23 protein-coding genes and 1 tRNA gene are annotated in these 26697 nt (G+C 25.7%); 9 read left to right on the top strand and 15 right to left on the bottom strand.

Annotated features, from left to right (window positions below; genetic code table 11):
* The 4 genes from pdhA to folP form a co-directional block, all read right to left on the bottom strand.
* Window positions 1-1011, bottom strand: coding sequence for a pyruvate dehydrogenase (acetyl-transferring) E1 component subunit alpha (gene pdhA / locus H0H62_RS02645; RefSeq protein WP_185860649.1), 1011 nt, complete (start codon window positions 1009-1011; stop codon window positions 1-3).
* 67 nt (window positions 1012-1078) lie between these two features.
* Window positions 1079-2383 carry a UDP-N-acetylmuramoyl-tripeptide--D-alanyl-D-alanine ligase gene (locus H0H62_RS02640; protein WP_185860648.1) on the bottom strand — a complete coding sequence of 435 codons (1305 nt, stop codon included), beginning with the start codon at window positions 2381-2383 and terminating at the stop codon, window positions 1079-1081.
* A 30-nt stretch (window positions 2384-2413) separates the two neighbouring features.
* Window positions 2414-3184 carry a diadenylate cyclase gene (locus tag H0H62_RS02635; protein WP_185860647.1) on the bottom strand — a complete coding sequence of 257 codons (771 nt, stop codon included), beginning with the start codon at window positions 3182-3184 and terminating at the stop codon, window positions 2414-2416.
* Between the two features lie 42 nt (window positions 3185-3226).
* Window positions 3227-4060: a dihydropteroate synthase gene (gene folP / locus H0H62_RS02630; RefSeq protein WP_185860646.1), complete on the bottom strand. Its 834-nt coding sequence runs from the start codon at window positions 4058-4060 to the stop codon at window positions 3227-3229.
* Between the two features lie 41 nt (window positions 4061-4101).
* Between folP and H0H62_RS02625 the strand changes: the two genes are divergently transcribed.
* From H0H62_RS02625 to H0H62_RS02615, 3 genes are all read left to right on the top strand, one after another.
* The gene (locus tag H0H62_RS02625) at window positions 4102-4599 is read left to right on the top strand and encodes a DUF1599 domain-containing protein (protein ID WP_185860645.1); all 498 of its coding nucleotides are present in this window, start codon (window positions 4102-4104) and stop codon (window positions 4597-4599) included.
* A 38-nt stretch (window positions 4600-4637) separates the two neighbouring features.
* Window positions 4638-5396 carry a triose-phosphate isomerase gene (gene tpiA / locus H0H62_RS02620; protein ID WP_185860644.1) on the top strand — a complete coding sequence of 253 codons (759 nt, stop codon included), beginning with the start codon at window positions 4638-4640 and terminating at the stop codon, window positions 5394-5396.
* Window positions 5397-5441: 45 nt separating this feature from the next.
* Window positions 5442-5515, top strand: a tRNA-Arg gene (locus H0H62_RS02615).
* A 2-nt stretch (window positions 5516-5517) separates the two neighbouring features.
* Here the strand turns inward: H0H62_RS02615 and H0H62_RS02610 are convergent.
* The 5 genes from H0H62_RS02610 to ubiE are packed head-to-tail and all read right to left on the bottom strand — an operon-like array spanning window position 5518 to window position 11176.
* The gene (locus tag H0H62_RS02610; protein WP_185860643.1) at window positions 5518-6381 is read right to left on the bottom strand and encodes a sigma-70 family RNA polymerase sigma factor; all 864 of its coding nucleotides are present in this window, start codon (window positions 6379-6381) and stop codon (window positions 5518-5520) included.
* The gene (locus tag H0H62_RS02605; protein ID WP_185860642.1) at window positions 6378-8537 is read right to left on the bottom strand and encodes a polyribonucleotide nucleotidyltransferase; all 2160 of its coding nucleotides are present in this window, start codon (window positions 8535-8537) and stop codon (window positions 6378-6380) included. Before H0H62_RS02605 ends, H0H62_RS02610 begins: the two co-directional genes overlap by 4 nt.
* Before the next feature lie 45 nt (window positions 8538-8582).
* Window positions 8583-8846 carry a 30S ribosomal protein S15 gene (gene rpsO, locus H0H62_RS02600; protein ID WP_185860641.1) on the bottom strand — a complete coding sequence of 88 codons (264 nt, stop codon included), beginning with the start codon at window positions 8844-8846 and terminating at the stop codon, window positions 8583-8585.
* Between the two features lie 35 nt (window positions 8847-8881).
* Entirely contained in the window at window positions 8882-10402 is a 1521-nt protein-coding gene (locus H0H62_RS02595; protein ID WP_185860640.1) for a GH3 auxin-responsive promoter family protein, read from the bottom strand.
* A 48-nt stretch (window positions 10403-10450) separates the two neighbouring features.
* The gene (gene ubiE, locus H0H62_RS02590) at window positions 10451-11176 is read right to left on the bottom strand and encodes a bifunctional demethylmenaquinone methyltransferase/2-methoxy-6-polyprenyl-1,4-benzoquinol methylase UbiE (RefSeq protein WP_185860639.1); all 726 of its coding nucleotides are present in this window, start codon (window positions 11174-11176) and stop codon (window positions 10451-10453) included.
* Window positions 11177-11281: 105 nt separating this feature from the next.
* On the opposite strand from ubiE, the gene H0H62_RS02585 reads away from it, so the two are divergent.
* The 6 genes from H0H62_RS02585 to H0H62_RS02560 are packed head-to-tail and all read left to right on the top strand — an operon-like array spanning window position 11282 to window position 18075.
* Window positions 11282-12397, top strand: coding sequence for a 3-oxoacyl-ACP synthase III family protein (locus tag H0H62_RS02585; RefSeq protein ID WP_185860638.1), 1116 nt, complete (start codon window positions 11282-11284; stop codon window positions 12395-12397).
* Complete coding sequence (locus H0H62_RS02580) at window positions 12394-12648, top strand: type B 50S ribosomal protein L31 (RefSeq protein ID WP_185860637.1); 255 nt, start codon at window positions 12394-12396, stop codon at window positions 12646-12648. The genes H0H62_RS02585 and H0H62_RS02580 overlap by 4 nt, the downstream gene beginning before the upstream one ends.
* A gap of 12 nt (window positions 12649-12660) precedes the next feature.
* On the top strand, window positions 12661-13851 hold the full coding sequence (locus H0H62_RS02575) for a putative sugar nucleotidyl transferase (protein WP_185860636.1): 1191 nt from the start codon (window positions 12661-12663) through the stop codon (window positions 13849-13851).
* Window positions 13852-13910: 59 nt separating this feature from the next.
* Window positions 13911-16217: a 5-methyltetrahydropteroyltriglutamate--homocysteine S-methyltransferase gene (gene metE / locus H0H62_RS02570; RefSeq protein WP_185860635.1), complete on the top strand. Its 2307-nt coding sequence runs from the start codon at window positions 13911-13913 to the stop codon at window positions 16215-16217.
* A gap of 45 nt (window positions 16218-16262) precedes the next feature.
* On the top strand, window positions 16263-16706 hold the full coding sequence (locus tag H0H62_RS02565) for a SufE family protein (protein WP_185860634.1): 444 nt from the start codon (window positions 16263-16265) through the stop codon (window positions 16704-16706).
* Window positions 16707-16716: 10 nt separating this feature from the next.
* The gene (locus H0H62_RS02560; protein WP_185860633.1) at window positions 16717-18075 is read left to right on the top strand and encodes an aldehyde dehydrogenase family protein; all 1359 of its coding nucleotides are present in this window, start codon (window positions 16717-16719) and stop codon (window positions 18073-18075) included.
* On the opposite strand, the gene rpoN is transcribed toward H0H62_RS02560, so the two are convergent.
* The 6 genes from rpoN to leuS form a co-directional block, all read right to left on the bottom strand.
* Window positions 18070-19521 (bottom strand): RNA polymerase factor sigma-54, encoded by a 1452-nt coding sequence (gene rpoN, locus H0H62_RS02555; protein WP_185860632.1) that lies wholly within the window; start codon window positions 19519-19521, stop codon window positions 18070-18072. The genes H0H62_RS02560 and rpoN overlap by 6 nt on opposite strands.
* A gap of 3 nt (window positions 19522-19524) precedes the next feature.
* On the bottom strand, window positions 19525-20934 hold the full coding sequence (gene asnS / locus H0H62_RS02550) for an asparagine--tRNA ligase (RefSeq protein WP_185860631.1): 1410 nt from the start codon (window positions 20932-20934) through the stop codon (window positions 19525-19527).
* Window position 20935: 1 nt separating this feature from the next.
* Window positions 20936-21490 carry a ribosome-recycling factor gene (locus tag H0H62_RS02545; protein WP_185860630.1) on the bottom strand — a complete coding sequence of 185 codons (555 nt, stop codon included), beginning with the start codon at window positions 21488-21490 and terminating at the stop codon, window positions 20936-20938.
* 4 nt (window positions 21491-21494) lie between these two features.
* Window positions 21495-22217 (bottom strand): UMP kinase, encoded by a 723-nt coding sequence (gene pyrH, locus H0H62_RS02540; RefSeq protein ID WP_185860629.1) that lies wholly within the window; start codon window positions 22215-22217, stop codon window positions 21495-21497.
* Window positions 22218-22255: 38 nt separating this feature from the next.
* Entirely contained in the window at window positions 22256-23683 is a 1428-nt protein-coding gene (locus tag H0H62_RS02535) for a Glu/Leu/Phe/Val family dehydrogenase (protein WP_185860628.1), read from the bottom strand.
* Between the two features lie 141 nt (window positions 23684-23824).
* The gene (gene leuS / locus H0H62_RS02530; RefSeq protein WP_185860627.1) at window positions 23825-26608 is read right to left on the bottom strand and encodes a leucine--tRNA ligase; all 2784 of its coding nucleotides are present in this window, start codon (window positions 26606-26608) and stop codon (window positions 23825-23827) included.
* Between the last annotated feature and the right edge of the window lie 89 nt (window positions 26609-26697).

The following is a 26697-nucleotide window of genomic DNA, read 5'->3' as shown; positions in this document are numbered from 1 at the left end:
TTATGAATACGAAGGCGAAACCTTATCTAGAAAAGGATAATTTTTTTCATAATAAACAATATTATACATTTCTTCTAAAGAAGGAAAATCTGATTTTTCTGCAAATTCAACACAGGATTCTACTTTTATTTTAACTTTATTTTCTATTTCATTTAAATTTTCTATGGTTTCCCATTTATTCTGGATTATAATATTTTTTAATTTCAAAATAGGATCTTTTTTTTTATATAAAAAAATTTCTTCTTTACTACGATATAATTCTGAATCAGACATAGAATGTCCTCTATATCTATATGTTTTAATATCTAAAAAAGTTGCACCTTTTCCTTTTCTCGCTCTTTCTATGGCAACATAAGCGGCTTGTGCTATTTTTTTTGGATCCATTCCGTCCACAGGATAAGAAGGCATCCCATATGATTTTCCTATTTTATAAATTTCTTCTATATTACTACTTCGTTTTATAGATGTTCCCATAGCATATTTATTATTTTCACATATAAAAACAACAGGAAGTTTCCATATCATAGCCATATTAAATGTTTCATGTAAAGATCCTTGTCTCACAGCTCCATCTCCCATAATAGTAAGAGTGACTGCTTTTCTATTAAAATATTTATCAGCAAAAGCAATTCCAGCGCCTAATGGAATTTGTCCCCCTACAATTCCATGTCCCCCATAAAAACGATATTTTTTACTAAAAATATGCATAGAACCTCCCATTCCATGAGAAGTCCCTGTTTTTTTTCCTAAAAGTTCTGCCATAACTTTTTTTGGATCTACTCCCATAGAAATGGGTAAAATATGACATCTATAAGCGGTTATTATTCTATCTTTAGATAAATCCATTGCATAGCTTAATCCAGCTGGGATTGCTTCTTGTCCATTGTATAAATGTAAAAATCCTCTAATTTTTTGTTTTAAATACAGGGATCGACATTTGTCTTCAAATTTTCTCCAAAAAGACATATTTTTAAACCACTTTATATAGGTTTCTGTGGTAATTTCTTTCATTAAAAAAATTTTATGAAATCATCACATGCAAATTTAATCTTTAAGATCCAATAAACAAAGAAAAAATTTATATTAAACCAATGAGGCTTTCTAACGCTATCTTTCTAGATCCCTTAACAAGAATATAATCCGTTTTTTGAATAGGATGTTTTTTAATCCATTCAACAAAATTTTTTTTATTAATAAATTTTCTTATTTTCCAATAGGAACTTTTGGTGTTAAAAAAAATATCTCCAATTAAAAAAGCAATGTTAATGTCGCTTTTTTTTATAAAAGAAATAATTTTTTCATGTTCATTATTAGAAAAGGATCCTAATTCTAACATATCTCCTAATATTATTATTTTAGTTCCTTGTCTTTCGTTAAAAGAGCTAAGGGCTTCTATCATACTAGTAGGGTTTGCATTATAACAATCTATGATTATTTTTACATTATTTTTTATTAAAATTTGAGATCGATAATTTTTAGGAATATATTCTTCCATTGCTTCTTTTATTTTTTTTAAAGGGACTTTGAAATACATTCCAATAGTTATAGCAGAAGCTATATTATATAAATTGTAATTTCCTATTAAAGAAGAAATAATTTTTATATTTTTAATATATAGAATAGATTTTATACTATTTTTTTCCCATATATATTTAACATTTATATCTGATTTTTTTTTTTTTCCTGAAAAAATATGTCTTCTCATTCCCATACTATTCAACAATTGTATCGGATCATCTCCATTGATAAATACCATTTTTTTATTTTTTTTTAAAAAATCATATAACTCCAATTTACTGCGTATGATTCCTTCTATATTTTTAAATCCTTCTAAATGAGCTTTTCCAAAATTGGTTATATATCCATAATCTGGATTAATAATAGAACACATTTTTTCTATTTCTTTTTCATGATTAGCTCCAATTTCTATTACAGATATTTGTGTTTTTATGGACATAGAAAGTATAGTTAATGGAATTCCTATATGATTATTAAAATTATTTTTTGTACAGTGAACATTTTTATATTTTTTAGCTAGAATAGCTGTCGTCAATTCTTTTGTAGTAGTTTTTCCATTACTTCCAGTGATAGCTATAATAGGAATGTGAAGTAATCTATATCTATGATACATTGCTAATTCATGTAAAAAATGTAATGTATTGTCCACAACAATAATTTTTTTTCGTAAAGCATATTTTTTATTATCAACTATAGCAAGTATTGCCCCATTTGAAATCGCTTCATCCGCAAATTGATTCCCATCAAAATTTTTTCCTTTAAAAGCTATAAATATAGATCCTATTTTAACTTTTTTACTGTTTATTTCTATACCAGAACAAATAGAATATAATTGATATATCTTATGAAGATTTTCATAAATCATATAATGAATTTTTTTATTGAAAATAAATAATTAAAGTAAATCTTCTTCTAGTTTCATTTTTAAATTATTAATGTTAGTGATAACAGTTCTTTTTTGATCTTTTATATAAGATATATAACCTGTTTCTTCGGATATTACAAGACATATAGCATCTGTTTTTTCAGATAACCCAATGGCAGCTCGATGTCGTAATCCCAAACGAGATGGAATTTCTTTATTGTAAGAAACAGGAAGAATTGCTCTTGTTTTTATTATTTTGTTTTCTTTAATAACTACTGCTCCATCATGTAATGGACTATTTTTATAGAAAATGCTTTCCAAAATAGAAATATTAACTTTGGCATCCATTTCATCTCCATTTTGTATAAATTCTTTTAAATCTTGATGTAATTGAATGACCATTAAAACTCCTGTTTTATCTCCTGAAAAAATAGCACAAGCATTCACAATGCTATCTATAGTTTCAGTTTTAATCGATACTCCTGTTTTTTTAAATAGAGAAAATATAAATTTTTTAAAAAAAATTCTACTTCCTACTATGAGAAGAAATTTTCTAATTTCTGGTTGGAACACAATGATTAAAGCTAAGAAACCTCCTTTAAAAAAAGCACTGATAACTATGCTGAGAAGTTTCATTTTATAGATTTCTACTATTTTCCAGAAAATAAAAGTAGCAATGATTCCGTAAAAAATATTTAAAGCTGCAGTTCTGTAAACCAGTCTGTATACTTGAAATAAAATAATGGTTACTAAAAAAATATCTAAAATATCAATGAAAGAAATTTTCAATAAATGTAACAATGAAAAAAAGCTTCACGTAAAAATAATATAAGTATTGGTGAATTATAAAATTTTTTTATAATATTGTACTAATTTAATACATTCTACTGCTTCTTTAACATCATGTACACGTAAAAATTTGGATCCATTTAAAATTGCTATAGTATGAATAATGGAAGTTGCATTTAATGATTCTTCATAAGAAGTTTTCAAAATGAATTGAATCATAGATTTTCTAGAAATACCAACTAAAATTGGATAATCTTGAAACCCTAATAAAGATAAATGTTTTAATAATTGGAAATTTTGTTCTGATGTTTTTCCAAAACCAAATCCAGGATCTAAAATAATATCTTGAATTCCATGTTGTTTTAAATAGTAAATTTTTTTAGAAAAAAAATTATTTATTTCTGTTATGATATTTTCATGATAGGATATATTTTTTTGCATATTTTTAGGGATTCCCTTGATATGATTTAATATATATGGAATTTTAAGTTTTCCTAATAAGGGAAACATATTTTTATCGAAGTTACCTCCTGATATATCATTTATCATTATTGCTCCTTCTTCTACTGCTATTTTAGCTACTTCACTACGAAAGGTATCTATAGATATTTTAACATTCGGGAAACTTTTTATGATAGTACGAATAGGTTTTGCAATTCTTTTTATTTCTTCTTCTTTTGTTATAAATCTAGATCCTGGTCGCGTGGAACAACCTCCAATATCTATAAAATCAGTTCCTTCATTTAATAAAATTTCTATATGTTGTAGTATATTGTGTTCAGAACATAATTTACCCCCATCATAAAATGAATCAGGAGTTAAATTAACTATTCCCATTACTTTTGGTTCTTTTAAATGTAATAAAGTGCCTGCACAATTAATTGTCATTGATAAATTATTTATTGTAATTTATTATAAAATTAAATGACATGAATTTTTATTCTATTGATTTTATTGTTCAAAAATGTAAAAACCTTTTTTTAGAAAAATTAAAAGATTATGGATTATCATGGAAATTTTTTCATAATTATTCTATAATAGATCAAATTTTAATTAAAGTAATCCGAATAAAAAATATTCAATCAAAAGGATATCAAAAAATAAAAGAAGAAAAAATAATAGATACGTATATAGATATTGTCAATTATTTAATAATTATTTTAATCAAATTGGATATTTTTTTTACGTCCAATTTTCATAAAATCTCACATGATAATGTTATTTTTATTTATAATAATAAATTAAAAAAAATAAAAAATTATATAGATGGAATGGATAAAATTTTAAATAAATTTTCCGTAAATAATGTTTTGGAAAATATTTTGTTTTTAAAAAAAAATGAGGAAAAAATTAATTTTAAAGAATTAGAAAAATTTTGTTTTAAAATACTGGTTGAAATCATTTTTTTGTTAAAACAAAATATTTAATTTAAAAAATTACAAATTTTTATATTTATATTTAAAAAATGAGGAGAAAAGTTATCATTGCAAATTGGAAAATGAATTATGACTTTCATGAAACAACTTATTTTATTAGAAATTTTTTAAGAATTGTTTTTGAGAAAAAAATAAATCATAAAAAAGAAATCATTATAGCTCCCTCGTTTCCTTTTTTGCATATTTCAAATCAAATTTTACAAGGAACAACTTTGAATATAGCGGCTCAAAATATTCATCAAAAGAACAAAGGTTCCTATACAGGAGAAATATCAGCTTATATGTTAAAGTCAATAGGCATTCAAAAAGTTATACTAGGACATAGTGAACGTAGGGAATTTTTTTTGGAAAAAAATAATATTTTATTAGAAAAAATAAAAATAGCATTAAAATATGGTTTAAATATTATTTTCTGTGTAGGAGAATCAGATTTAGAAAGATCTAATAATAAACAATTTAAAATTGTTCAAAATCAATTAACAGAAACTGTTTTTCATTGTACTTCAGATGAAATAAAATCTTTTTATATAGCATATGAACCTATATGGGCAATTGGAACAGGAAAAACGGCTACATCTGAACAAGCTCAGACGATGCATAAATTTATTCGTTCCTTATTTTTAGAAAAATACGGAAAAAATATTTCTAATGAGATATCTATTCTATATGGAGGAAGTATTAATGATATTAATGCAAAAAATCTTTTTTATCAAAAGGATATAGATGGTGGTCTTGTAGGGAATTCGTCATTGAACCTTGAAAAGTTTTTGAAAATTATTCAATCATGATATTTATTAGGTAGTTAGTCGTATTTATTTTATATTATTTATATAGGCCTCGTAGCTTAATTGGATAGAGCATCTGACTACGGATCAGAAGGTTATGGGTTCGAATCCCTTCGAGGTCGCATTATCCTAAATAAGGTTTCAATATTTTGCTTCTAGAAGAATGTTTTAATCTTTTTAAAGCTATACTTTCGATTTGTCTGACACGTTCTCTTGTTAAATCGCAAGATTGTCCCACTTCTTCTAAAGTCATGGGAGGGGATCCATTTAATCCAAAATGTAAAATGATAACACGACGTTCTCTTTCACTTAAAGTTTCTAAAATTCTCCTTATGTCTTTACGTAAAGATTCTTTTTCTAAATGTTCATCTGGACGAGGTGATTCATCAGATCGAACTAAATCATATAAATTAGAATCTTCTCCTTCTATTAATGGTGCATCCATTGAGATATGTCTTCCTGAGTTTTTTATAGACTCTTCAACATCTTTCTCATTCATATCTAAATATTCTGCTATTTCTCTTGCAGAAGGAGTCCTTTGCAATTCTTGTTCTAATTGAGCAAGTGTTTTTAGTATTTTATTTAATAAAGCTAATTTATTTGTTGGTTGTCTAATAGAACGTGATTGTTCAGCAATAGCTTGTAAAATAGCTTGTCTGATCCACCATACAACATAGGAAATACATTTGAATCCTCTTGTTTCATCAAAGCGTAATATTCCTTTTATCAAACCTAAATTTCCTTCATTAATTAAATCACATAAACTCAATCCTTGATTTTGATATTGTTTAGCTACAGAAACAACAAAACGTAAATTAGCATTGACAAGTTTATCTATAGCAGTACCATCCCCTTCTCTTGCTCTTCGAGCGTATTCTACTTCTTCTTCAGGAGTTAGTAATGGAATTTTCCCTATTTCATGAAGGTATTTATCTAACGATTCAGATTCACGATTTGTTACTTGTTTAGTAATTTTAAGTTGTCTCATATTTTTTCTTTTGATTCATTTTTTTTTCCAGGACGGGGTAAAAGTACTTTTCTAGAAAGTTTCATTTTTTTATTTTTTTCATCCATTCCCATAAATTTAACGTCGATGATATCTCCTATACGAAACTCTTCTTCTATATTATTCAATCTTTTCCATCCTATTTCAGAAATATGTAGCAACCCTTCTACTCCTTTAGAAATTTCAACAAAAGCACCAAAATCTTTTATAGATTTTACTTTTGCTTTATAAATTTTTCCTAATTCAGGGACAAAAGCAATTTGTTTAATTTTATTGATAGCTATCTCTATTTTTTCATCATCTTTTCCGATAATTTCAATGTAACCTAAGTCCCCTTTTTCTTCAATGAGTATATTCGTGTTTGTACATGACTGTATTTCTTGAATGACTTTTCCACCAGGACCTATAACTGAACCTATAAAATATTTTGGGATGTTAAAAGTATATATTTTGGGAGCATTAGGTTTCATTTTTTTTCTATATTCAGGTAAGGCTTCTAACATTCTTTTTAAAATAAAAATACGACCTTCTAGAGCTTGTATTAAAATTTGATTCAGCAAATCGTATGTAACTCCTTGTATTGTTTTCACATCCATTTGACAAGCTGTAATCCCATATTTAGTTCCTGTTACTTTAAAATCTAAATCGCCGAAATGATCTTCTTCTCCTATTATGTCAGATATAATAACTTTTTTTTCATTTTCCATAAACAATCCCATAGCAATTCCGGAAACAGGATTTTTGATAGGGATTCCAGCATCCATTAATGCTAAACTGGCAGCACAAACTGTAGCCATAGAAGACGATCCATTAGATTCTAGAATATCCGAAACAACACGAATTGTATATGGGGTGGTACTGGGAATAATATTTTTTAATGCACGTTGAGCTAAATTTCCATGACCGACTTCACGTCTAGAAACTCCTCTTATAGAACGTATTTCTCCTGTAGAAAAAGGTGGAAAATTATAATGTAAATAGAATTTTTCATGATTTTCCATAATAACATTATCAATTCTGTTAGCATCTAAAGATGATCCTAATGTAACTGTAGTTAAAGACTGAGTTTCTCCTCTTGAGAATAAAGCTGAACCGTGCACTCCAGGTAAGTAATCAACAAAACTAGATATTGAACGTATTTGTTCACTAGTTCGACCATCCAATCGAATCCCTTTCCTTAAAATTAAATTTCTGATTATTTTTTTTCTAATATCTTCAAAAAATTGGTCTATAAAAGTTTCTTTTTTCTCTATTTCTTCTTCTGTTAAAAAATTTTTTTTAAAATCGTTTAGTACAATTTTTTCTTGAATAGATCTAGTTTTTTTGTCCAGACAATTTTGATAAATTTTTTCAATTTTTTCATGTGAAAATAAAAAAAGTTCTTTTTTTAATATTTTATTTTTTTCAGAAGAATTCATTGATTTTTTATCATCAAATAAAAAAGTACGATTGTTTGATAGTTTCTCAACTAAACGTAGTTGAGCTTCAATTTGAAGTTTGATTGCTTTATGAGCTTTAATTATAGTTTCCAAAAATTCATTTTCTTTTATTTCTTTCATTTCCCCTTCTATCATAATAATAGAATGATTTGAAGCTCCTACTATCAAATCTATGTCCGCTTTTTTTAACTGATCTAAGCTAGGATTAATAAAAAATTTTCCATTTAAACGTATAATACGTATTTCTGATATAGGGCCATTAAAAGGAACTCCTGCTACTGATAAAGCTGTAGACGCAGCTAATCCGGCTAACCCATCAGGCAAAACAGTTTTATCATATGAAAGTAACGAAATCATAATTTGTATTTCTTTTTTAAAAGAATCTGGAAATGTTGGTCTTAAAACACGATCTACTAATCTCATTGTTAAAATTTCTTCATCAGAAGGTCTTCCCTCTCTTTTTATAAACCCTCCAGGAATTTTTCCTCCAGCAGAATATTTTTCTCTATAATCAACTGTTAAGGGTAAAAAATTGATTTCATTTCTTGTTTCCTTAGATACTACCACAGTTGCTAAAAGCATTGTATTTTTTTCTCGTACTATAACTGCTCCATCCGCTTGTTTTGCTAATCTTCCTGTTTCTATTATGATAGTACGACCATCTTTCATAGATATGATTTCTTTTACTATATCTGACATATTTTTTATTTTCTATATAAAAACTATAGAAATATTTTATTAATATTATTTTCTTAACCCTAAATGTTTAATTATATTTTTATAACTATTGATATCATGTTTTTCTATATATTTTAGCAATTTTTTTCTTTTTCCCACCATCTTAACTAAAGCTCTTTCCGTGTTAAAATCTTTTCTATTATTTTTAAGATGATTATTTAAATGATTGATCCGATAAGTGAACAAAGCAATCTGAACTTTAGAAGAACCCGTATCGTAAACAGATGTTCCATAAGTTTTGAATATTTCTTTTTTTTTTTCTACTGTCATAATGAAACTATAAAGTTAAAAATATTTTTTTTAAATTATTCTTTATTATTTTCCATTTCTAGAATGGAATTAATGTATTTTCTATCATTGGATAAACGAGGGACTTTATTTTGTCCCCCTAATTTTTTATATTTTTTTAGCCAATCATAAAATAAACCATTTCTAGCTACATATATGATAGGAGGACCTAAAACCATATTTTTGTATCGTTTAATTTCGTAATCTGAATTCAAAGATTTTAATTCATTATCCAAAATATTCCTAAAATCACATAAATTTTTCGGTTTTTTTTCAAATTCTATAATCCATTCATGGGCTCCAGAATTTTTTTGATTCATATATACAGGGCCCGCTGTATATTCATGAATAATAGAATTTGTTTGTATACATGCTTTATTCAAAGCTTTTTCTGCATTTTCAACAATTAATTCTTCCCCGAAAGAATTAATGTAATGAGTCGTTCTTCCTGAAATAGAAATTCGATATGGAGATAAACTAGTAAACCTAACAGTATCTCCAACTATATACCTCCATAATCCTGCATTAGTAGAAATGACAAGTGCATAATTTTTATTTAATTCTACTTTATCAATAGGAAATATTTTAGGATCCGCATGATCTATTTCTTCTGCAGGAATAAATTCATAAAATATACCATGATTTAATAATAATAATAGATCTTCAACATTTTTTTGATCTTGTATAGCGAAAAAACCTTCTGACGCACTGTATACATCGTAATAATTTATAGATTTGTCAAATAATTTTTTATATTGGTAAATATAAGGCCTTAAACTCACTCCTCCATGAAATATTACCTCTATATTAGGCCATATTTCATTTATTTTTTTTTTGTCAAACTCTTTTAACAATTTATTTAAAAAGATCAATAACCATGAACAAACACCTAACAAAATTCTAACATCTTTATATCCTGTTTCTTTTACTATGTTTTCTAATTTTTTTTCCCATTCACTCATTAAAGCTATTTTTTTTCTAGGAACACAAATATTTTCTACCCAAAAAGGCATATTTTTAATTAAAATGGAAGATAAATCACCATAAAAGGTGTTATATTTTTTATGTAATTCATAACTTCCTCCTAAACGAACAGCTTTTCCGAAAAAAATTTTTGTTTTTGGATGATTATGAATATAGATAGACAACATATCTTTTCCTGCTTTATAATGACATGTATCCATTGACAACCTGGTGATAGGAATATATTTACTTCTTGTATTAGTTGTTCCAGAGGATCTTGCGAACCATATGACTTTCCCTGGCCATAATATATTTTTCTCTCCATGACGAATTCTTTTTATAATAAATTGTAAATCAGAGTATTTACATATAGGAATTCTTTCGGAAAATTGCTGATATTTTTTGATATCACAAAATCCATATTTTTTTCCAAATTCGGTATTTTTTGCGTAAAAAACCAATTTATTGATTAATTGATTTTGTATTTCTATTGGATAACGCATAAAAAATTCTATACTCTTAATTCTTTTTTTAAGAAATGCAGATGTAAAATATCCAGATAAATACTTGATCATTATGAAAAAATATTTTAGTTAAAAATTGTTAAAATAAATTTCTATTATTTATTTTTTCTTGACTAAGTAAATAGAAACAATTCCAAAAGTTAATTTTTGTATATGAATTGGATTGAATTGATGGTATTTTAAAAGTTTGTTCATTTTATTGTTGCAATAGGGAAAAGATAATATAGATTCTTTTAAATAATTATAGGCAAAATGATTTTTTGAAATAAAATTTCCAATTTTTTTTACAAAATAAAAATAAAAATAATAAATTTTCATTATCCAGTAATTAGAAGGTTGAGAAAACTCTAAAATGGCTAAAATACCTGAAGGTTTTAAAATTCTATATATTTCTTTAATAGAATGATGTATATATTGAAAATTTCTGATTCCGAAAGCAATAGTCACTATCTCAAAAGTTTCATTCCGAAACGGAATATTTTGCGAATAACCTTGAATGATTTGAACTCTTTTTTCAAAAAAATTGTTTTTTATTTTTTGTTTAGCTATTTTAAGCATTTTATCAGATGGATCTAATCCTGTAATATAAGCGTGTTTAAATTGATGAGCTAACAAGATAGCTAAATCTCCAGTACCAGTAGCTAAATCTAATATTTTTTTAATTCTTATTTCACTAAATTTGTATAATAAATGAATTACTTTTTTTCTCCATATAAAATCTATTCCAAATGATAACATATGATTGATTAAATCATATTTATTAGCGATATGATCAAACATATTTTTTAATTTTTTTTCTTTTGAATAAAGAGAATATTTGTTCATAATATTTGGAATATACTTCATATATATATATGAAAAAATAGTTATTTAATTCTTTTATTTTACAAAAATTTATTTTTTTTATTTTATTACTAAATTTTTTAAAAAATGATTCGATCAATCATTACAGGAACAGGACATTATTTACCAAATAAAATTATAAAAAAAGATTATTTTTTTAAACATAAATTTTACGATAAAAAAGGATTAAAAATTAAAAAATCTAATGAAGAAATCATTAATAAATTTCAAAAAATAACAGAAATAGAGGAAAGAAGATATATAAATAAAGGTTTATTTAATTCTGATATTGCTGCAATAGCAGCAAAAAGAGCTTTGATTAATTCTAAAATTAATCAAGAAAAAATAGATTATATCATATCGGCTCATAACTATGGAGACATTAATCCCATTTCTTATCAATCTGATTTGATGCCTTCCGTAGCTGCTAAAGTAAAAAATAAACTTCAAATAAAAAATAAAAAATGTAGACCATATGATATGATTTTTGGTTGTACAGGATGGATAGAAGGGATGATTCTTGCGGATCAACTTTTACGATCTAAATATGCTAAGAATATATTAATTACTAGTTCCGAAACTTTGTCTAAAGTAATTGATCCACATGATAGAAATGCAATGATTTTTTCCGATGGAGCAGGAGCGGCTGTTCTATCTGCAGTAGAATATTTGGAAAACGAAGAAAACGAAAAACATGGGATTATTCATTATGATACTCAATGTGATAATAATGAAAAATTATATTATTTAACTAATGGACCTTCTTTAAATCCAAATTATAAAAAATCTTTAGTTCATATTAGAATGAATGGAAGAAGAATTTATGAATATGCATTAACAGAAGTTCCAAAAATGCTAAAAAATATACTTGATCATGCTAATTTAAATCTAAAGGATATAAAAAAAATTTTGATTCATCAAGCTAATGCTAAAATGGATTATGCAATCTTAAAAAGATTGTTGAAATTATATAATTACAGATTCTTAAGCGAAGATTTTTTATATCAAATTATGCCTACAACAATACAAAAATTTGGAAATTCTTCTGTAGCTACCGTTCCTACTTTATTGGATTTAATTCTTAAAGGGAAAATGACTCCTCATGAAATTAACCCTGGAGATACTATTCTTATGGCTTCTTTAGGCGCTGGAATGAATATTAATGGAATGATTTATCGTTTTCCTAAAAAAAAACAAATATGAAAAAAAAAACACATCCAAAAAATTACAGACCTGTTGTTTTTAAAGATATTAATAATGACAAAATGATTATTTGTAAATCGACTGTAATAACAAAAGATTTGATACACATAGATGGAAATGATTATCCATTATACAAAATGGAAATTTCTAGTTATTCACATCCATTTTTTACTGGAGAAAAAAGATTTTTAGGGAAAACAGGTCCAGCTGAGAAGTTTAAAAAGAAATATGAAAAATATAAAAAATTATAGAGATATATTCATATGAATTTTATATTATATGATGGAGTAGAATGGAAAAAATTATTTCCCATAACACTTACTAGACCTGTATCAGAAATCATATTGGGTTTATGTACGATAAAAGAAAGATGGGAAAAATACATGAAAAAAAATGTTGAAGATGTTATTACACAACCATTTCTTTCAAAAAAATATTCAAAAGAAGAATTTTCTTTTTTTGATAATATATTATTAATTAATTCTTCGTTTCTTCCCAATGAAGAGTTAATTCAAATTCTTTTTTCTTTGAAAGAAAACGAAACCATTTTTTTTCAAGAAAAAATGATTGCTATAAAAAAGAATTTTTTTAAAGGAAAAGAAGACATTCTTTCTTTTCCTTTAAAAAAGTGTAAAAAAACATATTCTGTAAAAGAAGTTATTCATATTCAATCTCCATGGGATATATTTATAAATAATGAAACTGTACTAAAAAAGGATTTTATGTTTTTCACAAAAGGAAAAAAATCTTTTTCTTTATTAGGAAATAATAATATTATTTGTAGGGATAAAATTTTTCTGGAAGAAAATATAAAAACAAATAATGTAGTATTAAATGCTAAAGATGGGCCCATATATATTGATAAAAAAGTTGTTATTATGGAAGGATCTATAATCAGGGGTCCCGTAGCAATTGGAAAAAATACTACATTGAATATAGGATCAAAAATATATGGAGGGACAACTATTGCTTCTTTTTGTAAAATAGGAGGAGAAATTTTTAACTCTGTTATTTTTTCCTATTCTAACAAGGGACATGATGGATTTTTAGGAAATTCAGTTTTGGGAGAATGGTGTAATTTAGGAGCTGGAACAAATATTTCTAATTTGAGAAACGATTATCGAAAAGTAACAGTTTGGAATTATGAAAAAAAAGATTTTGTTCCTACAAATTTTCAATTTATTGGTGTAATAATGGGGGATCATTCCAAATCAGCAATAAATTCTCAATTTAATACAGCTACGATCGTAGGTGTTAGTAATAGTATTTTTGGATATGGATTTCCTCCTAGATATATTCCTTCTTTTTCTTTGGGAGGGATTCAAAGTAAAAAAAGAATTCCTTTCAATAAAGTTTGTGAAACTGCTGAAATTATGATGAACAGAAGAAATGTTAATTTTTCTTTTTTAGATAAAAAAATTTTAGAATATTTATATCAATTATTGGATATTTAGTTAATTTTTCTTTATCATATAATTGGAAATAAAATTTAAATAATAAAAATTATTATTTTATGCTGAAACATAATTTGGGTTATCCTAGGATAGGTATACGAAGAGAGTTAAAAAAAGTTTGTGAAGCTTATTGGTCAAATAAAATTGATTCTAATGCTTTGTTTGAAGTAGGGAAAAAAATAAGAGAAGAAAATTGGAAGACGCAAGATAAAGCTGATTTAGATTTAATTCCATGTAATGATTTCAGTTTTTATGATCATGTTTTAGATATGTCTTTATTATTAGGAGTTGTTTCAGAACCATATCTTTCTATTCCAGTGATTCATAATCATAATAATAATATTGATCTATATTTTTCTATGGCTAGAGGATTTCAAAAAAATGGATGGGATATTAAAGCGATGGAAATGACCAAATGGTTTAATACTAACTATCATTATATTGTTCCAGAATTTGATAAAAATCAAAAATTTTCTATTTTTTCAAATAAAATTTTTGATGAATTAGAGGAATCTAAAAATATATTGAAATCGATAAAAAAAATTAAACCTGTATTAATTGGACCTGTATCTTATTTATTTTTAGGAAAAGAAAAAGAAAAATCTTTTCATAAGATGGATTTAATAGAAAATATTATTCCTATTTATATAAAAATTATCAACAAATTAAAAGATAAAGGAATTAATTGGATTCAATTAGATGAACCTATTTTAGTTTTAGATATGTCTGAAAAAGAAAAAAAAGTTTTTAAATATGCTTATGGAGAAATCTCTAAATTTTGTTCTAAAATAAATATTCTGTTAACTTCTTATTTTGATGGTATATCAGAAAATATATCTCTTTTACAAGATGTATCTGTTCAAGCTTTACATATCGATTTAGTGGAAAATTCAAATCAATTAGAACAAGTTCTTTCTTTTTTTTCAAAAGAGTCAAAAATGATTTTATCTTTGGGGCTTATTGATGGAAGAAATATATGGAAAAACAATTACGCTAATTCTATTCAAAAGATAAAAAGAACCATAGAATCTATAGGAGAAGATAGAGTTATGATAGCTCCTAATTGTTCTCTTTTGCACGTCCCTATAGACATAGAATATGAAAATTCCATTCATATAGATATAAAAAATAAAATGTCTTTTGCAAAACAAAAAATTTATGAATTAAATGATTTAGAAAAAATTGTAAAAGGAAATAAAAGTATTTTACTTAGTAATTCTTATATACTAAAAAAATCATCCTCTATTTTTCATGATAAAAAAATAAAGGAAAGAACAACCAAAATAACAGAGCAAGATATACAAAGAAAGAATCCTTTTCATATTAGACAAAAAAAGCAGAAAAAAAAATTTCATCTTCCTTTATTCCCCACTACTACTATAGGATCTTTTCCTCAAACGAAAGAAATACGTTCTTTACGAAATAAATTTCGAAAAAAAGAACTTAGTCAAGAAAAATATGATGAAAAAATTAAAAATTTTATTATATATGTTATTAAAGAGCAAGAAAAAATAGATTTAGATGTATTAGTTCATGGAGAATTTGAAAGAACTGATATGGTAGAATATTTTTCCGATAAACTAAAAGGAATACTATCTACTGATAATGGGTGGGTTCAAAGTTATGGGAGCCGTTGTGTTAAACCTCCTGTTATTTATGGAGATATTGATCGTGTTGGAGATATGACTGTAGAATGGATATGTTTTGCCCAATCTAAAACAAAAAAATTAATAAAAGGAATGCTAACTGGACCAGTGACAATTTTACAATGGTCTTTTGTAAGAGATGATCAACCTATTTCTCTTACTGCTTATCAAATAGCTTGGGCTATTAGAGAAGAAGTTTTATCTTTGGAAAAATCTGGAATTCAAATGATTCAAATTGATGAACCTGCCCTAAGAGAAGGATTGCCTTTGAAAAAAAAGAATTGGAAATCTTATTTTGATTGGTCTATTAAGGCCTTTCGTCTGTCTTCAAGTGTAGTGAAAGATGAAACTCAAATACATACGCATATGTGTTACAGTGAATTTAATGATATCTTTAAACATATAGCAGATCTGGATGCCGATGTCATTACTATGGAGACTTCTAGATCTAAAATGGAATTGTTAAAAGCCTTTTCAGTTTTTTCTTATCCTAATGAAATAGGTCCAGGAGTATATGATATTCATTCTCCAAGAATCCCTACCGTAGAAGAAATTTTTGATTTAATAGAAAAAGCTTCAAAAAAATTACCTATAAAAAATATTTGGATAAATCCAGATTGTGGATTAAAAACTAGGAAATGGAAGGAAGTATTGATCTCTCTAAAAAATATGACAAAAGCAGCAAAAATGGCTAGAATAAAATTAAGCCCCCATTCTTAAAAAGAAGAAAAGTGTATATTTTCATGTTGATATAAAAATTTAGAAATGACTTTGCATAAAAAAGAAGAAATAATAAAAAAGGAATTTCAAGTTCTTAAAAATTGGGAGGAAAAATATGAATATTTGATAAATTTGGGAAAAAAATTGTCCAAAAAATCATCTATATTTAGGTCTGAAGATAAATTAATTCATGGGTGTCAATCAAAAGTTTGGTTAAAGGCAAAATTAAATGGTTCACGTATTTTTTTTGAAGGAGACAGTGATGCTTTATTACCTAGAGGAATGGCTGCACTTATGATTCGAGTATATTCAGGCCTTTTTCCTTTTGAAATTATTTCTTCTAATGCTAATTTTATTTATGAAATAGGATTTCAAACTTTTTTATCTCCAATTAGAGCTAACGGAATGTTTTTATTTTTAAAAAAAATAAAATTTTATGCAATAGCTTTTAATACTAAAATTTCTGTTAGCTTAAATAGCCAAACTTAAAAAAAATGAGATGTTTCAAACCATTAATCCTGTAGACAATAATGTATTAAAAACTTATCATTATTTATCTAATAAAAACATTAATATTAAATTATCTGAAGCTAAAAATGCATATAAAAAATGGAAAGATTATTCCTTCGATTCAAAGATTCAATGTTTAATAAAATTCTGTTTCTGTATGCAAAAAGCTATAGATATTATAGCTTACTCTATTACCCAAGAAATGGGGAAACCGATTACTCAGTCTCATGCAGAAATAAACAAAAGCATTAATTTATGTAAATATTATTGTGAATTAAAAGAATCTATTTTTATTCAAAAAATTTTTACTGAATATAAAATTTCTTATGTTAAGTTTGAATCTATAGGCCCTATATTAGGAATTATGCCTTGGAATTATCCTATTTGGCAAACAATCAGGTCTACTATTCCTAATTTATTATTAGGAAATGTAATTCTCATTAAACCAGCTCTGAATACAACAGAATGTTCTCTTATTTTAGAAAAAATATTTTTAGAATCTGGTTTTCCTAAAGGAATTTTTCAGATTTTATTAATAGATCAGAATCAGATAGAATCTGTTATAGCTCACTCTACAATACAAGGAGTCACTTTTACAGGAAGTGCTTTTGTGGGAAGCATTATAGGATCATTATCCGGAAAATATATTAAAAAATCTATTTTAGAATTAGGAGGAAATGATGCTTTTGTAGTCATGAAAGACGTAAAAAATATAGAAAAAATAGCAAAATTAGCGACAGAATCTAGATTAAATAATACAGGACAAACATGTATTTCTGCAAAAAGATTTATTGTAGATCAAACTATAATGGATGATTTTACAGACGCAGTAATACAAGAAATGAGAACATATAAGAGAGGAAATTTATATAATGAATCAACTAAAATAGGTTATATTTCCCGTCATGATTTATCTGATAAATTGCATCAGCAATACAAAAATATTATCCTAAATGGAGGAAAAATATGTTTAGAAATTACCAAAGATGGTAATTTTTTTTATCCTTCTTTATTAAAAATAGAAAATGATAACAAAATTGTTCAGAAAGAAGAAATATTTGGTCCAATAGGAATGATTTCTTCTTTTTCCCAAGAAAAAAGAATTCCTGATATTGTAAACAATACACCATACGGACTTGGAACCTCCATTTGGACAAATGATTTAGAAAAAGCGGAAGAAATATCAAAAAAAATAGATACGGGGATGGTTTTTATTAATGAAGTAGTAAAATCAGATTTACGTTTTCCTTTTGGAGGGGTAAAAAAATCCGGATATGGAAGAGAATTATCAGCTTTATCTATTAAAGAATTTTCTAATTGGAAAACTGTAATTATAAAAAAATCATAATTTTTTTCGCATTCTTGCAACAGGAATATGCATTTGATCTCTATATTTTGCAATAGTTCTTCTAGCTACTAAATAGCCTTTTTTTTTAAGTATTTTTGATAATTTTTCATCAGTTAAAGGTTTTTTTTTATCTTCTTTAGTTATTGATTCTCCCAAAAGTTTTTTTATTTCAATAGAGGAAATTTCTTTTCCTTCTCGGTTAATCATTTTTTCAGAAAAAAAACTTTTAATTAAAAAAGTACCATATGGCGTATTAACATATTTACTATTAGCTACACGCGAAACAGTGGAAATACCTACTCCAATTTTTTGTGAAATATTTTTTAAAATCATAGGTTTTATTTTCAATGGATCTCCAGTTAAAAAATATTCTTTTTGATAATTCATAATAGCATTCATTGTTAGCATCAATGTATTCTGACGTTGTTTAATTGCATCAACAAACCATTTTGCTGAATCTATTTTTTGTTTTAAAAATACAATGGTTCCTTCATTTTTTTTGATATTTTTTTCTGATTTATAAGATTTTAACATATCTAAATATAAAGATGATACTTTTAATTCTGGAATATTTATTTGATTTAAAGAAAGTTCTAATTTTTCATCTGAAGAAATATAAATATTAAAATCAGGAGTAATATGATCCAAATTTTTAGAGTTATCAGAATAAATTTTTCCTGGTTTAGGATTTAATTTTCTTATTTGATCAATAACTTTTCGTAAATTTTTTTTGGTTATTCCCAATTTTTTTTGCAATTTTTGATAATGTTTTTTTACAAAAAATTCAAAATGATATCCTATAATTTTTTTTGATAAAAAAACTTCTTTAGTCATTTTTTTTTTCTCTAATTGAATTAGCAAACATTCTTGTAAATTTCTGGATCCTACACCTATAGGATCTAATTTTTGTATATAATTTACAATCAATTTTTCTACTTTTTCTATAGAGACAGATATTCCAAGTATTAAAAAAATATCGTCCGATATAGATGTAGTTTTTCTTCTAATATAACCATCATTATCTATATTTCCTAATATAAAATCAGCAATTAATAAATCGTTTTCATTTAAACGAAATGTATGTAATTGATTTTTTAAATATTCTTGAAAAGAAATTCCAGAAATAATAGGAATATGTTTTTTTACATTATAATTTTGATTATTGATTTGAAAATCTTCAATTTCATCATCACTTAAATATTCATCTATTTCAGATAAATCTACAGACTGATTTTGATCTTCTGTGATATCAATATCATTTTCTAAGATATCTGAATATTCTTCTAATTCCGAACAATTTTCTTCTTCTAAAGCGGGGTTTTCTTCCAATTCTTGTTGAACTCTTTGTTCAAAATCTAAAGTAGATAATTGAACCAATTTCATTAATCTGATTTGTTGTGGAGAAAGCTTATGTTGCCCTTTTTGCAATAATTGTTGTTTTAACATGTTTTAAAATTCTGCATTTTTTGGAGTTCTTGGAAATGGGATAACATCACGAATATTATTCATTCCTGTGATAAATTGAACTAAACGATCGAAACCTAATCCAAATCCACTATGAGGGACAGAACCAAAACGACGTGTATCTAAATACCACCAAAGTATATTTTGGTCAGTCTTTGTATCTTTCATTCGTTGTAATAATATATCATAACGTTCTTCTCTTTGAGATCCACCAATAATTTCTCCTATTTCAGGGAATAAAATATCCATAGCTCTAACAGTTTTTCCATCATTATTCATCCGCATATAAAAAGCTTTAATGCTACAAGGATAATCAAATATAATTACAGGAATTTTAAAATACTTATCTACCAAATATTGCTCATGTTCAGATTGTAAATCCATTCCCCAAATAATTGAATGTAAAAATTTTATATTTTTTTTCTTTTCTTCTTGATCAAGAATTTTTATAGCTTCTGTATAACTAATTTTTTTGAATGGAAATTTTAAGATAAGTTCTAATTTTTCTAAAAGGTAATTTTTTTTCTTTTTATTCCATTTTTCCAAACATTGATTCAAAAAAATCAAATCTTCTATGCTATTATCAATAATATATTTGATTATAAACTTAAGAAAATTTTCAGCTAAATTTATGTTTTCTTCAAGATGATAAAAAGCAATTTCAGGTTCAATCATCCAAAATTCAGATAAATGGCGTGAAGTATTGGAATTTTCTGCCCTAAATACAGGGCCAAAAGTATACACTTTCCCTAATCCTAAAGAAGCGGTCTCTGCTTCTAATTGTCCGGATACACTGAGATAAGTTTTACATTTAAAAAAATCTTCTGCATAATTTATTGATTTATTTTTTAAATCCATAGTTGTAATCTGGAACATTTTTCCTGTTCCTTCACAATTTGAAGTAGTAATAATTGGAGTATGAAGATAAAAAAAACCATTTTCATGAAAATATCTATGTATACAAATAGCTATATGATGACGGATTCGCATAACACAACTAAAAATGTTTGTACGAAAACGTAAATGAGCTTGTTCACGAAGTTTTTCAAAACTATGTTTTTTAGGTTGCAAAATAGATTTTTGAAGAATTTTTGGATCTACTGATTCATATATAATTATATCCAAAGATTGGAGTTCAATATATTGTTTTGTTCCAATACTTTTTTTTATTATTCCTATAACTCTAATTGAACTTCCAATTGTTATTTTTTTGATAATTATTTTATCCAATTTATTGGATAAAATAATCTGCAGATTTTTAATAGTAGATCCATCATTCAAAGTAATAAAAATAGAATAACGAAAAGAACGGATCCATCCTTCAACTAATACTTTTTTATCTATAAAATACTTTCCTTTATTTAATAATTCTTTAACTGAATATTTTTTTACCATTTTATATTCTCAATATTTCTTTTTCCTTATGAAGAAAGAAATTTTCTATTTCTTGTATAGATTCACTAGTCATTTTTTGTATATGATTTTCACCTGTTTTATAAATATCTTCTGATAGTTTCAATTTTTTTATATATTGATTTTTTTTTTTTCTAATGTTTCTAACAAGAATTTTGGCATGTTCTGTTTGTAATTTTATTTTTTTCATTAAATTTTTTCTGCTTTCTTCTGTGATTATAGGTAAATGTATATGAATCATATCTCCTTTATTAGTTGGCATAAAACCTAGATTAGCATTTATAATGGCTTTTTCTATATCTGAAATAATAGAGCGATCCCAAGGATGAATTGAAATATTCATATTATCTATAATAGAAATGTTGGCTACTTCTATAAGTGTAAAAAAGGTGTCATAGCATTTTATTTTTATTTTACCTAAAAAAGAAGATACAGATTGACTGCCTAATCGAACTCTATGAATTTCGTTTTTTAGCTGTTTCAAAATTTTATCCATATCCTCCTTACACGAGGAAAAAATGTCTTTTAATTCATCCATAATTTTATTTTTTTTTAGAAACCATAGTTCCGATTTCTTCTCCAGAAATTACTTTTTTAAAATTTCCTTTTCTGTTAATATCAAAAATAATCATCGGTAAATCATTTTCATTTCCTAAAATAAAAGCAGTTTGATCCATAACTCTGATTCCCATATGATATGCCATATCAAAAGATATATTTTTAAGTTTTTTAGCATATTTATCTTTTTCTGGATCTGTTGTGTAAATTCCATCCACTCTAGTCCCTTTTAATAATACATCAGCTCTGATTTCAATAGCACGTAAAACAGCGGCTGTATCTGTAGTAAAATAAGGATTTCCTAATCCAGCTACAAATATTACAACTCTTCCTTTTTCAAGGTGATGGATCGCTCTATCTTTTCCAAAAGGTTCTGCAATTTCATCCATTCTAATTGCTGTTTGAATATAGGTACATATTCCTATATTTTCTAAATATGATTGAAAGGCTATGCCGTTAATAACAGTGGCTAACATTCCCATATAATCTCCTTTGATACGATTTATAGTTATAGTTTTTTCCTTTATTCTAGAAAATCCTCTAAATATATTCCCACCTCCAATAACTATAGCTACTTGAGCTCCCATATCTACCACTTTTTTGACTTCTTCAGCATATTGTTGAAGACGAGTAGAATGAAGTCCAAATTCGTTATCTCCCATAAGAGCTTCTCCACTTAATTTCAATAATGATCTTTTGTACTTCATGAAAAATATATTTTAGCGTTTTTTTAAAATCAAGGATATTATGGAAAAATTCCTAGTTTCTCATAAGAATCAATAATTTTATTTATTGCTAATACAAATGCTGCCGTACGCATATTTTCTATTTTTGATGATTTTTTTAGATCACGAATTTTATGAAATCCATTGATCATTGTATCTTCTAATCCACTACGTACCAAATCTATTTCTCTTGCTCCTCTTAAAATAATTTTTTTTTCTTCTGTTGAAATTTTTTTCTTACAAACTGTTTCTATAACTTGCAATAGTTCTGCATTCATATTTTCGCTAAATTTTTTTTCCATACGTCCATAACGTACATGACTTAAGTTTTTTAACCATTCAAAATAGGAAACAGTAACTCCTCCTGCATTTAAATAAATATCAGGAACAATAATAATACCTTTTTTTTCTAAAATTTCATCAGCTTCAGGAGTAATAGGTCCATTTGCTGCTTCTCCAATAATTTTAGCCTTAATATGATTGGCATTATGTTTATGTATTACATTTTCTAATGCAGCTGGTATTAAAATATCACATTCTAATTCTAAAGCCTTTTCCGTATTCTCTATATTTTTTGCTTCTGGAAAATTCAATATGGATCCAGTGTTTTTTAAATGTAAAAAAACTTTAGATACATTTAATCCTTTTTCATTATAAATAGCACCTTCCCTTTCTGCTAAAGCTATTATAATAGCTCCCGCTTCGTGAAAAAAAGTGGATGCATGATATCCAACATTTCCTAATCCTTGTATGATAATTTTTTTACCAACTAATCCTACATCAAGACCAACAGAAAACATGTCTTCTTTTACATGACATAATTCTCTTATTCCATAAAATACACCTAATCCTGTTGCTTCTTTCCTCCCTCTTACACCTCCTTGAGAAACTGGTTTTCCTGTAACACAAGCTAATGCATCTACGTCTCCAGAACGAAGAGATAAAAAAGTATCAAAAATCCAACTCATCTCTCTTTCTCCAGTTCCATAATCAGGAGCGGGAACATCTATTCCCGGTCCTATGAAATTTTTTTTAATTAATTCAGAGGTATAACGGCGTGTTATTTTTTCTATATTTTCTGCGGACATAGTTTGTGGATCTATTTTTATTCCACCTTTAGCTCCTCCAAAAGGAACATCAACTATAGCACATTTATAGGTCATTAAAGCCGCTAAAGTCATAACTTCATCTTGATTAACTTTAACACTATATCGAATTCCTCCTTTACAAGGAAGTTTATGATGAGAGTGTTGAACTCTATATGCTTCAATAACTTTTATTTCTTTTCCTATTTTCACAGGAAAATGTATACGATATACTGCATTGCAAGCTTTAATTTGTTCTAGAAGACCTTTTTCAATAGAAATAAATCGTGCAGCTTTATCAAAATTTTTTTCTATACAATTAAAAAAACTATATGCACCAGTTTTATTTTGGTTTTTTGACATAAAAAAAGTTTTTATACATTTCTATAGAATGAAAAAAAATACAAAAATGAATGCTAAATTATTGAGTACAAATCTACATTTTATGTAGAAATTTTAATCTATATCGAAATGGATTAAAATAAAAGTTCATTTTAAACAAATTTATTTTAATAAAATATTGATTATTTTTTTAGGTATTAAAATAAATTTGTTTAAGGTTTTTTCTTTCAAAAACAATTTTGTTTTAGGATGATTCAATATTTTATTTTTTATATTTTCTATTGAAGTGCTAGAATCAAATTTTTCCAAAAATTTTAATTTTCCATTAAACATAATCGGATATGTTATTTCTTTTTTCACTATATATTTTTTATTAAAAACTGGAAGATTATAAAATATAATAGATTTTTTTTTACCCAGTTTATACCATAATTCTTCGGATATATGAGGTGCAAATGGAGCGATAAGTTGAACTAAAGGTTCTAATATTTTTCTTTTATTGCATTTTAACGCAGTTAATTTATTAGTCATAATCATTAATAAACTAATAGAACTATTCCAAGAAAAAGATTCCATCTTATTTTCTATTTTTTTTATAGTATCATGTAAAATTTGAAATTCTTGTAATGTTGGATTGATTTCACTTACTTGAAAAATTTTATTTTTATAAAATAAAGACCAAAATTTATTTATAAAATTTTTTATACCATTTATTTTTTTTTCATCCCAAGGTTTAGATTTATTAATAGGACCTAAAAACATTTCATACATACGAAATATATCTGATCCATATTTTTCATAAATATCATCAGGATTTATTACATTATATTTAGATTTTGACATTTTTTCTAATTTTCTTTTACAAATAAAAACTCCTCTTTCTAAAATAAAAACAGATGAATAAAATTCAGGTCTACATTTTTTAAACCTATAAATATCTAATTCATTGTTCTTTTTAATTAAAGAAAGATCTACATATATTTCTTGAAAAGAAGAATATGTGTGTTTTTTATTTTTTAATCCATAAGACATAAAGATATTTTCTCCTATCACTTTGAGTATTATAGCAGAATAACTCAAAATCATTCCTTGATTTAATATTTTTTTGAAAGGCTCATCAGTAGTTACCCATCCTCTATCAAATAAAAATTTATGCCAAAATCTCGCATAAATCAAATGACCAGTACTATGTTCAGAACCCCCAATATATAAATCAACATTTTTCCAATAATTTTCTTTTTCTTTTTCAAGAAAAAATCGATTGTTATGTACATCCATATATCTAAGAAAATACCAACTTGATCCCGCCCAACAAGGCATTGTATTCGTCTCTATTGGAAACACATATTTATGATCAATAAGAAAATTAGGAACTATCTTCATATTTTGTTCATCCCAAGCCCAATTTTTAGCTCTAACTAATGGAGATTTTCCATTTTTAGGATGAAAATTATCTATTTTTGGAAGGATTATAGGTAATTTATCTATGGGAATCGTTTTTGGAATTTTATTTTTAAAATAAATTGGAATTGGTTCTCCCCAATATCTTTGTCTGGAAAAAATAGAATCACGAATTTTATAACTAATTTTAATTTCTCCTATTTTATTATTTATTAAAATTTTTATTATTTTTTCTTTTGCTTGTTGACGATTTAATCCATTTAAAAAATTAGAATTAATACACTTTTCATTAAAATCTAAAACTTTTACAATTTCTATATTAAATTTTTGGGCAAATTTTTTACTTTTTTCTTCATGTCCAGGTATTCCTATTATAGATTTTGTTGTATTATTTATAGTAAAAAAATTACTAATGTAAATAGGAATCTTTTTATCCTTAATAAAAGGATGGAGAACATAATTTCCTGTAAAAATTCCCGAAATATTTTTTGAATTTACATCTACAGAAAATTCTTTATTAAGATATGTTAAAACATTTTTGTGGTGTAAAGAAAAAATACTTATTTTATCTGCAAGTGGATGATCTGTAGATAATATAATGAAAGTCATTCCAAACATCATTTCTGGATAAAAAGTAAATAATTCAATTTTATGAAATCCACTAATAGGATAAATAATTTTTAATAAAATAGAAGTCCCTATTGATTTTCCTATCCAATTACATTGTAATCTTTTCAAAGATTGAGAACAATCAATAAGATTGAATCCTTTTATAAGTCTTTCTGCATATGCACTAATTCTTATATGCCATTGTAACATTTTTTTTTTATAAACAGGATACCCACCTCTTTCACTTTTTCCGTTTTTTATTTCATCATTAGCTAATACTGTTCCTAAATTTGGACACCAATTAACTGTATTTTTACATAAAAAAGCTAATCTATAATCTAGAAGAATAGATTCTTTTTCATATGAATTTAATTGTTTCCATGTTGTTGAATTGAATTTATAATTTGACGTAGTACTTGCGTTAATAAAATTATTTCCTTTTTTATTAAATTCTTCAATCAAAAGATTTATAGGTTTAGCTTGTTCACTATTTTTATCGTACCAAGAATTAAAAATTTGAATAAACATCCACTGAGTCCAATGATAATAATTAGGATTGCTAGTATATACTTCTCTATTCCAATTAAAAGAAAGTCCTATTTTATTCATTTGTTCTTTGTATCTTCGTGAATTTTCAATAATAGTATCGCAAGGATGTTTTCCAGTTTGTATAGCATATTGTTCTGCAGGAAGTCCAAAAGAATCAAATCCTATAGGATTTAAAACATTATATCCTTTTGCAAGTTTATATCTAGCATAAACATCTGAGGCTATATATCCTAAACAATGTCCTACATGAAGGCCAGTTCCAGAAGGATAAGGGAACATATTCAAAATATAGTATTTTCTTTTTTTATTCTCTTTTGCATGAAATACGTTATGTTTTTTCCAGTATCTTTGCCAACGTTTTTCTATTTCACGAAAATTATATTCCATTTTTATTTTTTTTAAGACTATGCATATAAATATTACAATGATTTTATTACGTAATTTTAATTTTTTTCTGAAAAACAATATAAAAATTG

The organism is Blattabacterium cuenoti, assembly GCF_014251695.1.
Taxonomy (GTDB): domain Bacteria; phylum Bacteroidota; class Bacteroidia; order Flavobacteriales; family Blattabacteriaceae; genus Blattabacterium; species Blattabacterium cuenoti_T.
Note: the sequence above shows the minus strand (reverse complement) of the source record. Positions and strands in the feature narration are given on the sequence as shown.

Coding starts and splice junctions, on each gene's coding strand:
- H0H62_RS02595 (WP_185860640.1), bottom strand. CDS start 10,402: ATGATCAAGTATTTATCTGGATATTTTACATCTGCATTTCTTAAAAAA.
- rpsO (WP_185860641.1), bottom strand. CDS start 8,846: ATGACAGTAGAAAAAAAAAAAGAAATATTCAAAACTTATGGAACATCT.
- H0H62_RS02605 (WP_185860642.1), bottom strand. CDS start 8,537: ATGTCAGATATAGTAAAAGAAATCATATCTATGAAAGATGGTCGTACT.
- H0H62_RS02560 (WP_185860633.1), top strand. CDS start 16,717: ATGTTTCAAACCATTAATCCTGTAGACAATAATGTATTAAAAACTTAT.
- tpiA (WP_185860644.1), top strand. CDS start 4,638: ATGAGGAGAAAAGTTATCATTGCAAATTGGAAAATGAATTATGACTTT.
- ubiE (WP_185860639.1), bottom strand. CDS start 11,176: ATGAACAAATATTCTCTTTATTCAAAAGAAAAAAAATTAAAAAATATG.
- metE (WP_185860635.1), top strand. CDS start 13,911: ATGCTGAAACATAATTTGGGTTATCCTAGGATAGGTATACGAAGAGAG.
- H0H62_RS02585 (WP_185860638.1), top strand. CDS start 11,282: ATGATTCGATCAATCATTACAGGAACAGGACATTATTTACCAAATAAA.
- rpoN (WP_185860632.1), bottom strand. CDS start 19,521: ATGTTAAAACAACAATTATTGCAAAAAGGGCAACATAAGCTTTCTCCA.
- H0H62_RS02610 (WP_185860643.1), bottom strand. CDS start 6,381: ATGAGACAACTTAAAATTACTAAACAAGTAACAAATCGTGAATCTGAA.
- pyrH (WP_185860629.1), bottom strand. CDS start 22,217: ATGAAGTACAAAAGATCATTATTGAAATTAAGTGGAGAAGCTCTTATG.
- H0H62_RS02580 (WP_185860637.1), top strand. CDS start 12,394: ATGAAAAAAAAAACACATCCAAAAAATTACAGACCTGTTGTTTTTAAA.
- H0H62_RS02625 (WP_185860645.1), top strand. CDS start 4,102: ATGAATTTTTATTCTATTGATTTTATTGTTCAAAAATGTAAAAACCTT.
- H0H62_RS02535 (WP_185860628.1), bottom strand. CDS start 23,683: ATGTCAAAAAACCAAAATAAAACTGGTGCATATAGTTTTTTTAATTGT.
- H0H62_RS02640 (WP_185860648.1), bottom strand. CDS start 2,383: ATGATTTATGAAAATCTTCATAAGATATATCAATTATATTCTATTTGT.
- folP (WP_185860646.1), bottom strand. CDS start 4,060: ATGACAATTAATTGTGCAGGCACTTTATTACATTTAAAAGAACCAAAA.
- asnS (WP_185860631.1), bottom strand. CDS start 20,934: ATGGTAAAAAAATATTCAGTTAAAGAATTATTAAATAAAGGAAAGTAT.
- pdhA (WP_185860649.1), bottom strand. CDS start 1,011: ATGAAAGAAATTACCACAGAAACCTATATAAAGTGGTTTAAAAATATG.
- H0H62_RS02565 (WP_185860634.1), top strand. CDS start 16,263: ATGACTTTGCATAAAAAAGAAGAAATAATAAAAAAGGAATTTCAAGTT.
- H0H62_RS02545 (WP_185860630.1), bottom strand. CDS start 21,490: ATGGATGAATTAAAAGACATTTTTTCCTCGTGTAAGGAGGATATGGAT.
- H0H62_RS02575 (WP_185860636.1), top strand. CDS start 12,661: ATGAATTTTATATTATATGATGGAGTAGAATGGAAAAAATTATTTCCC.
- leuS (WP_185860627.1), bottom strand. CDS start 26,608: ATGGAATATAATTTTCGTGAAATAGAAAAACGTTGGCAAAGATACTGG.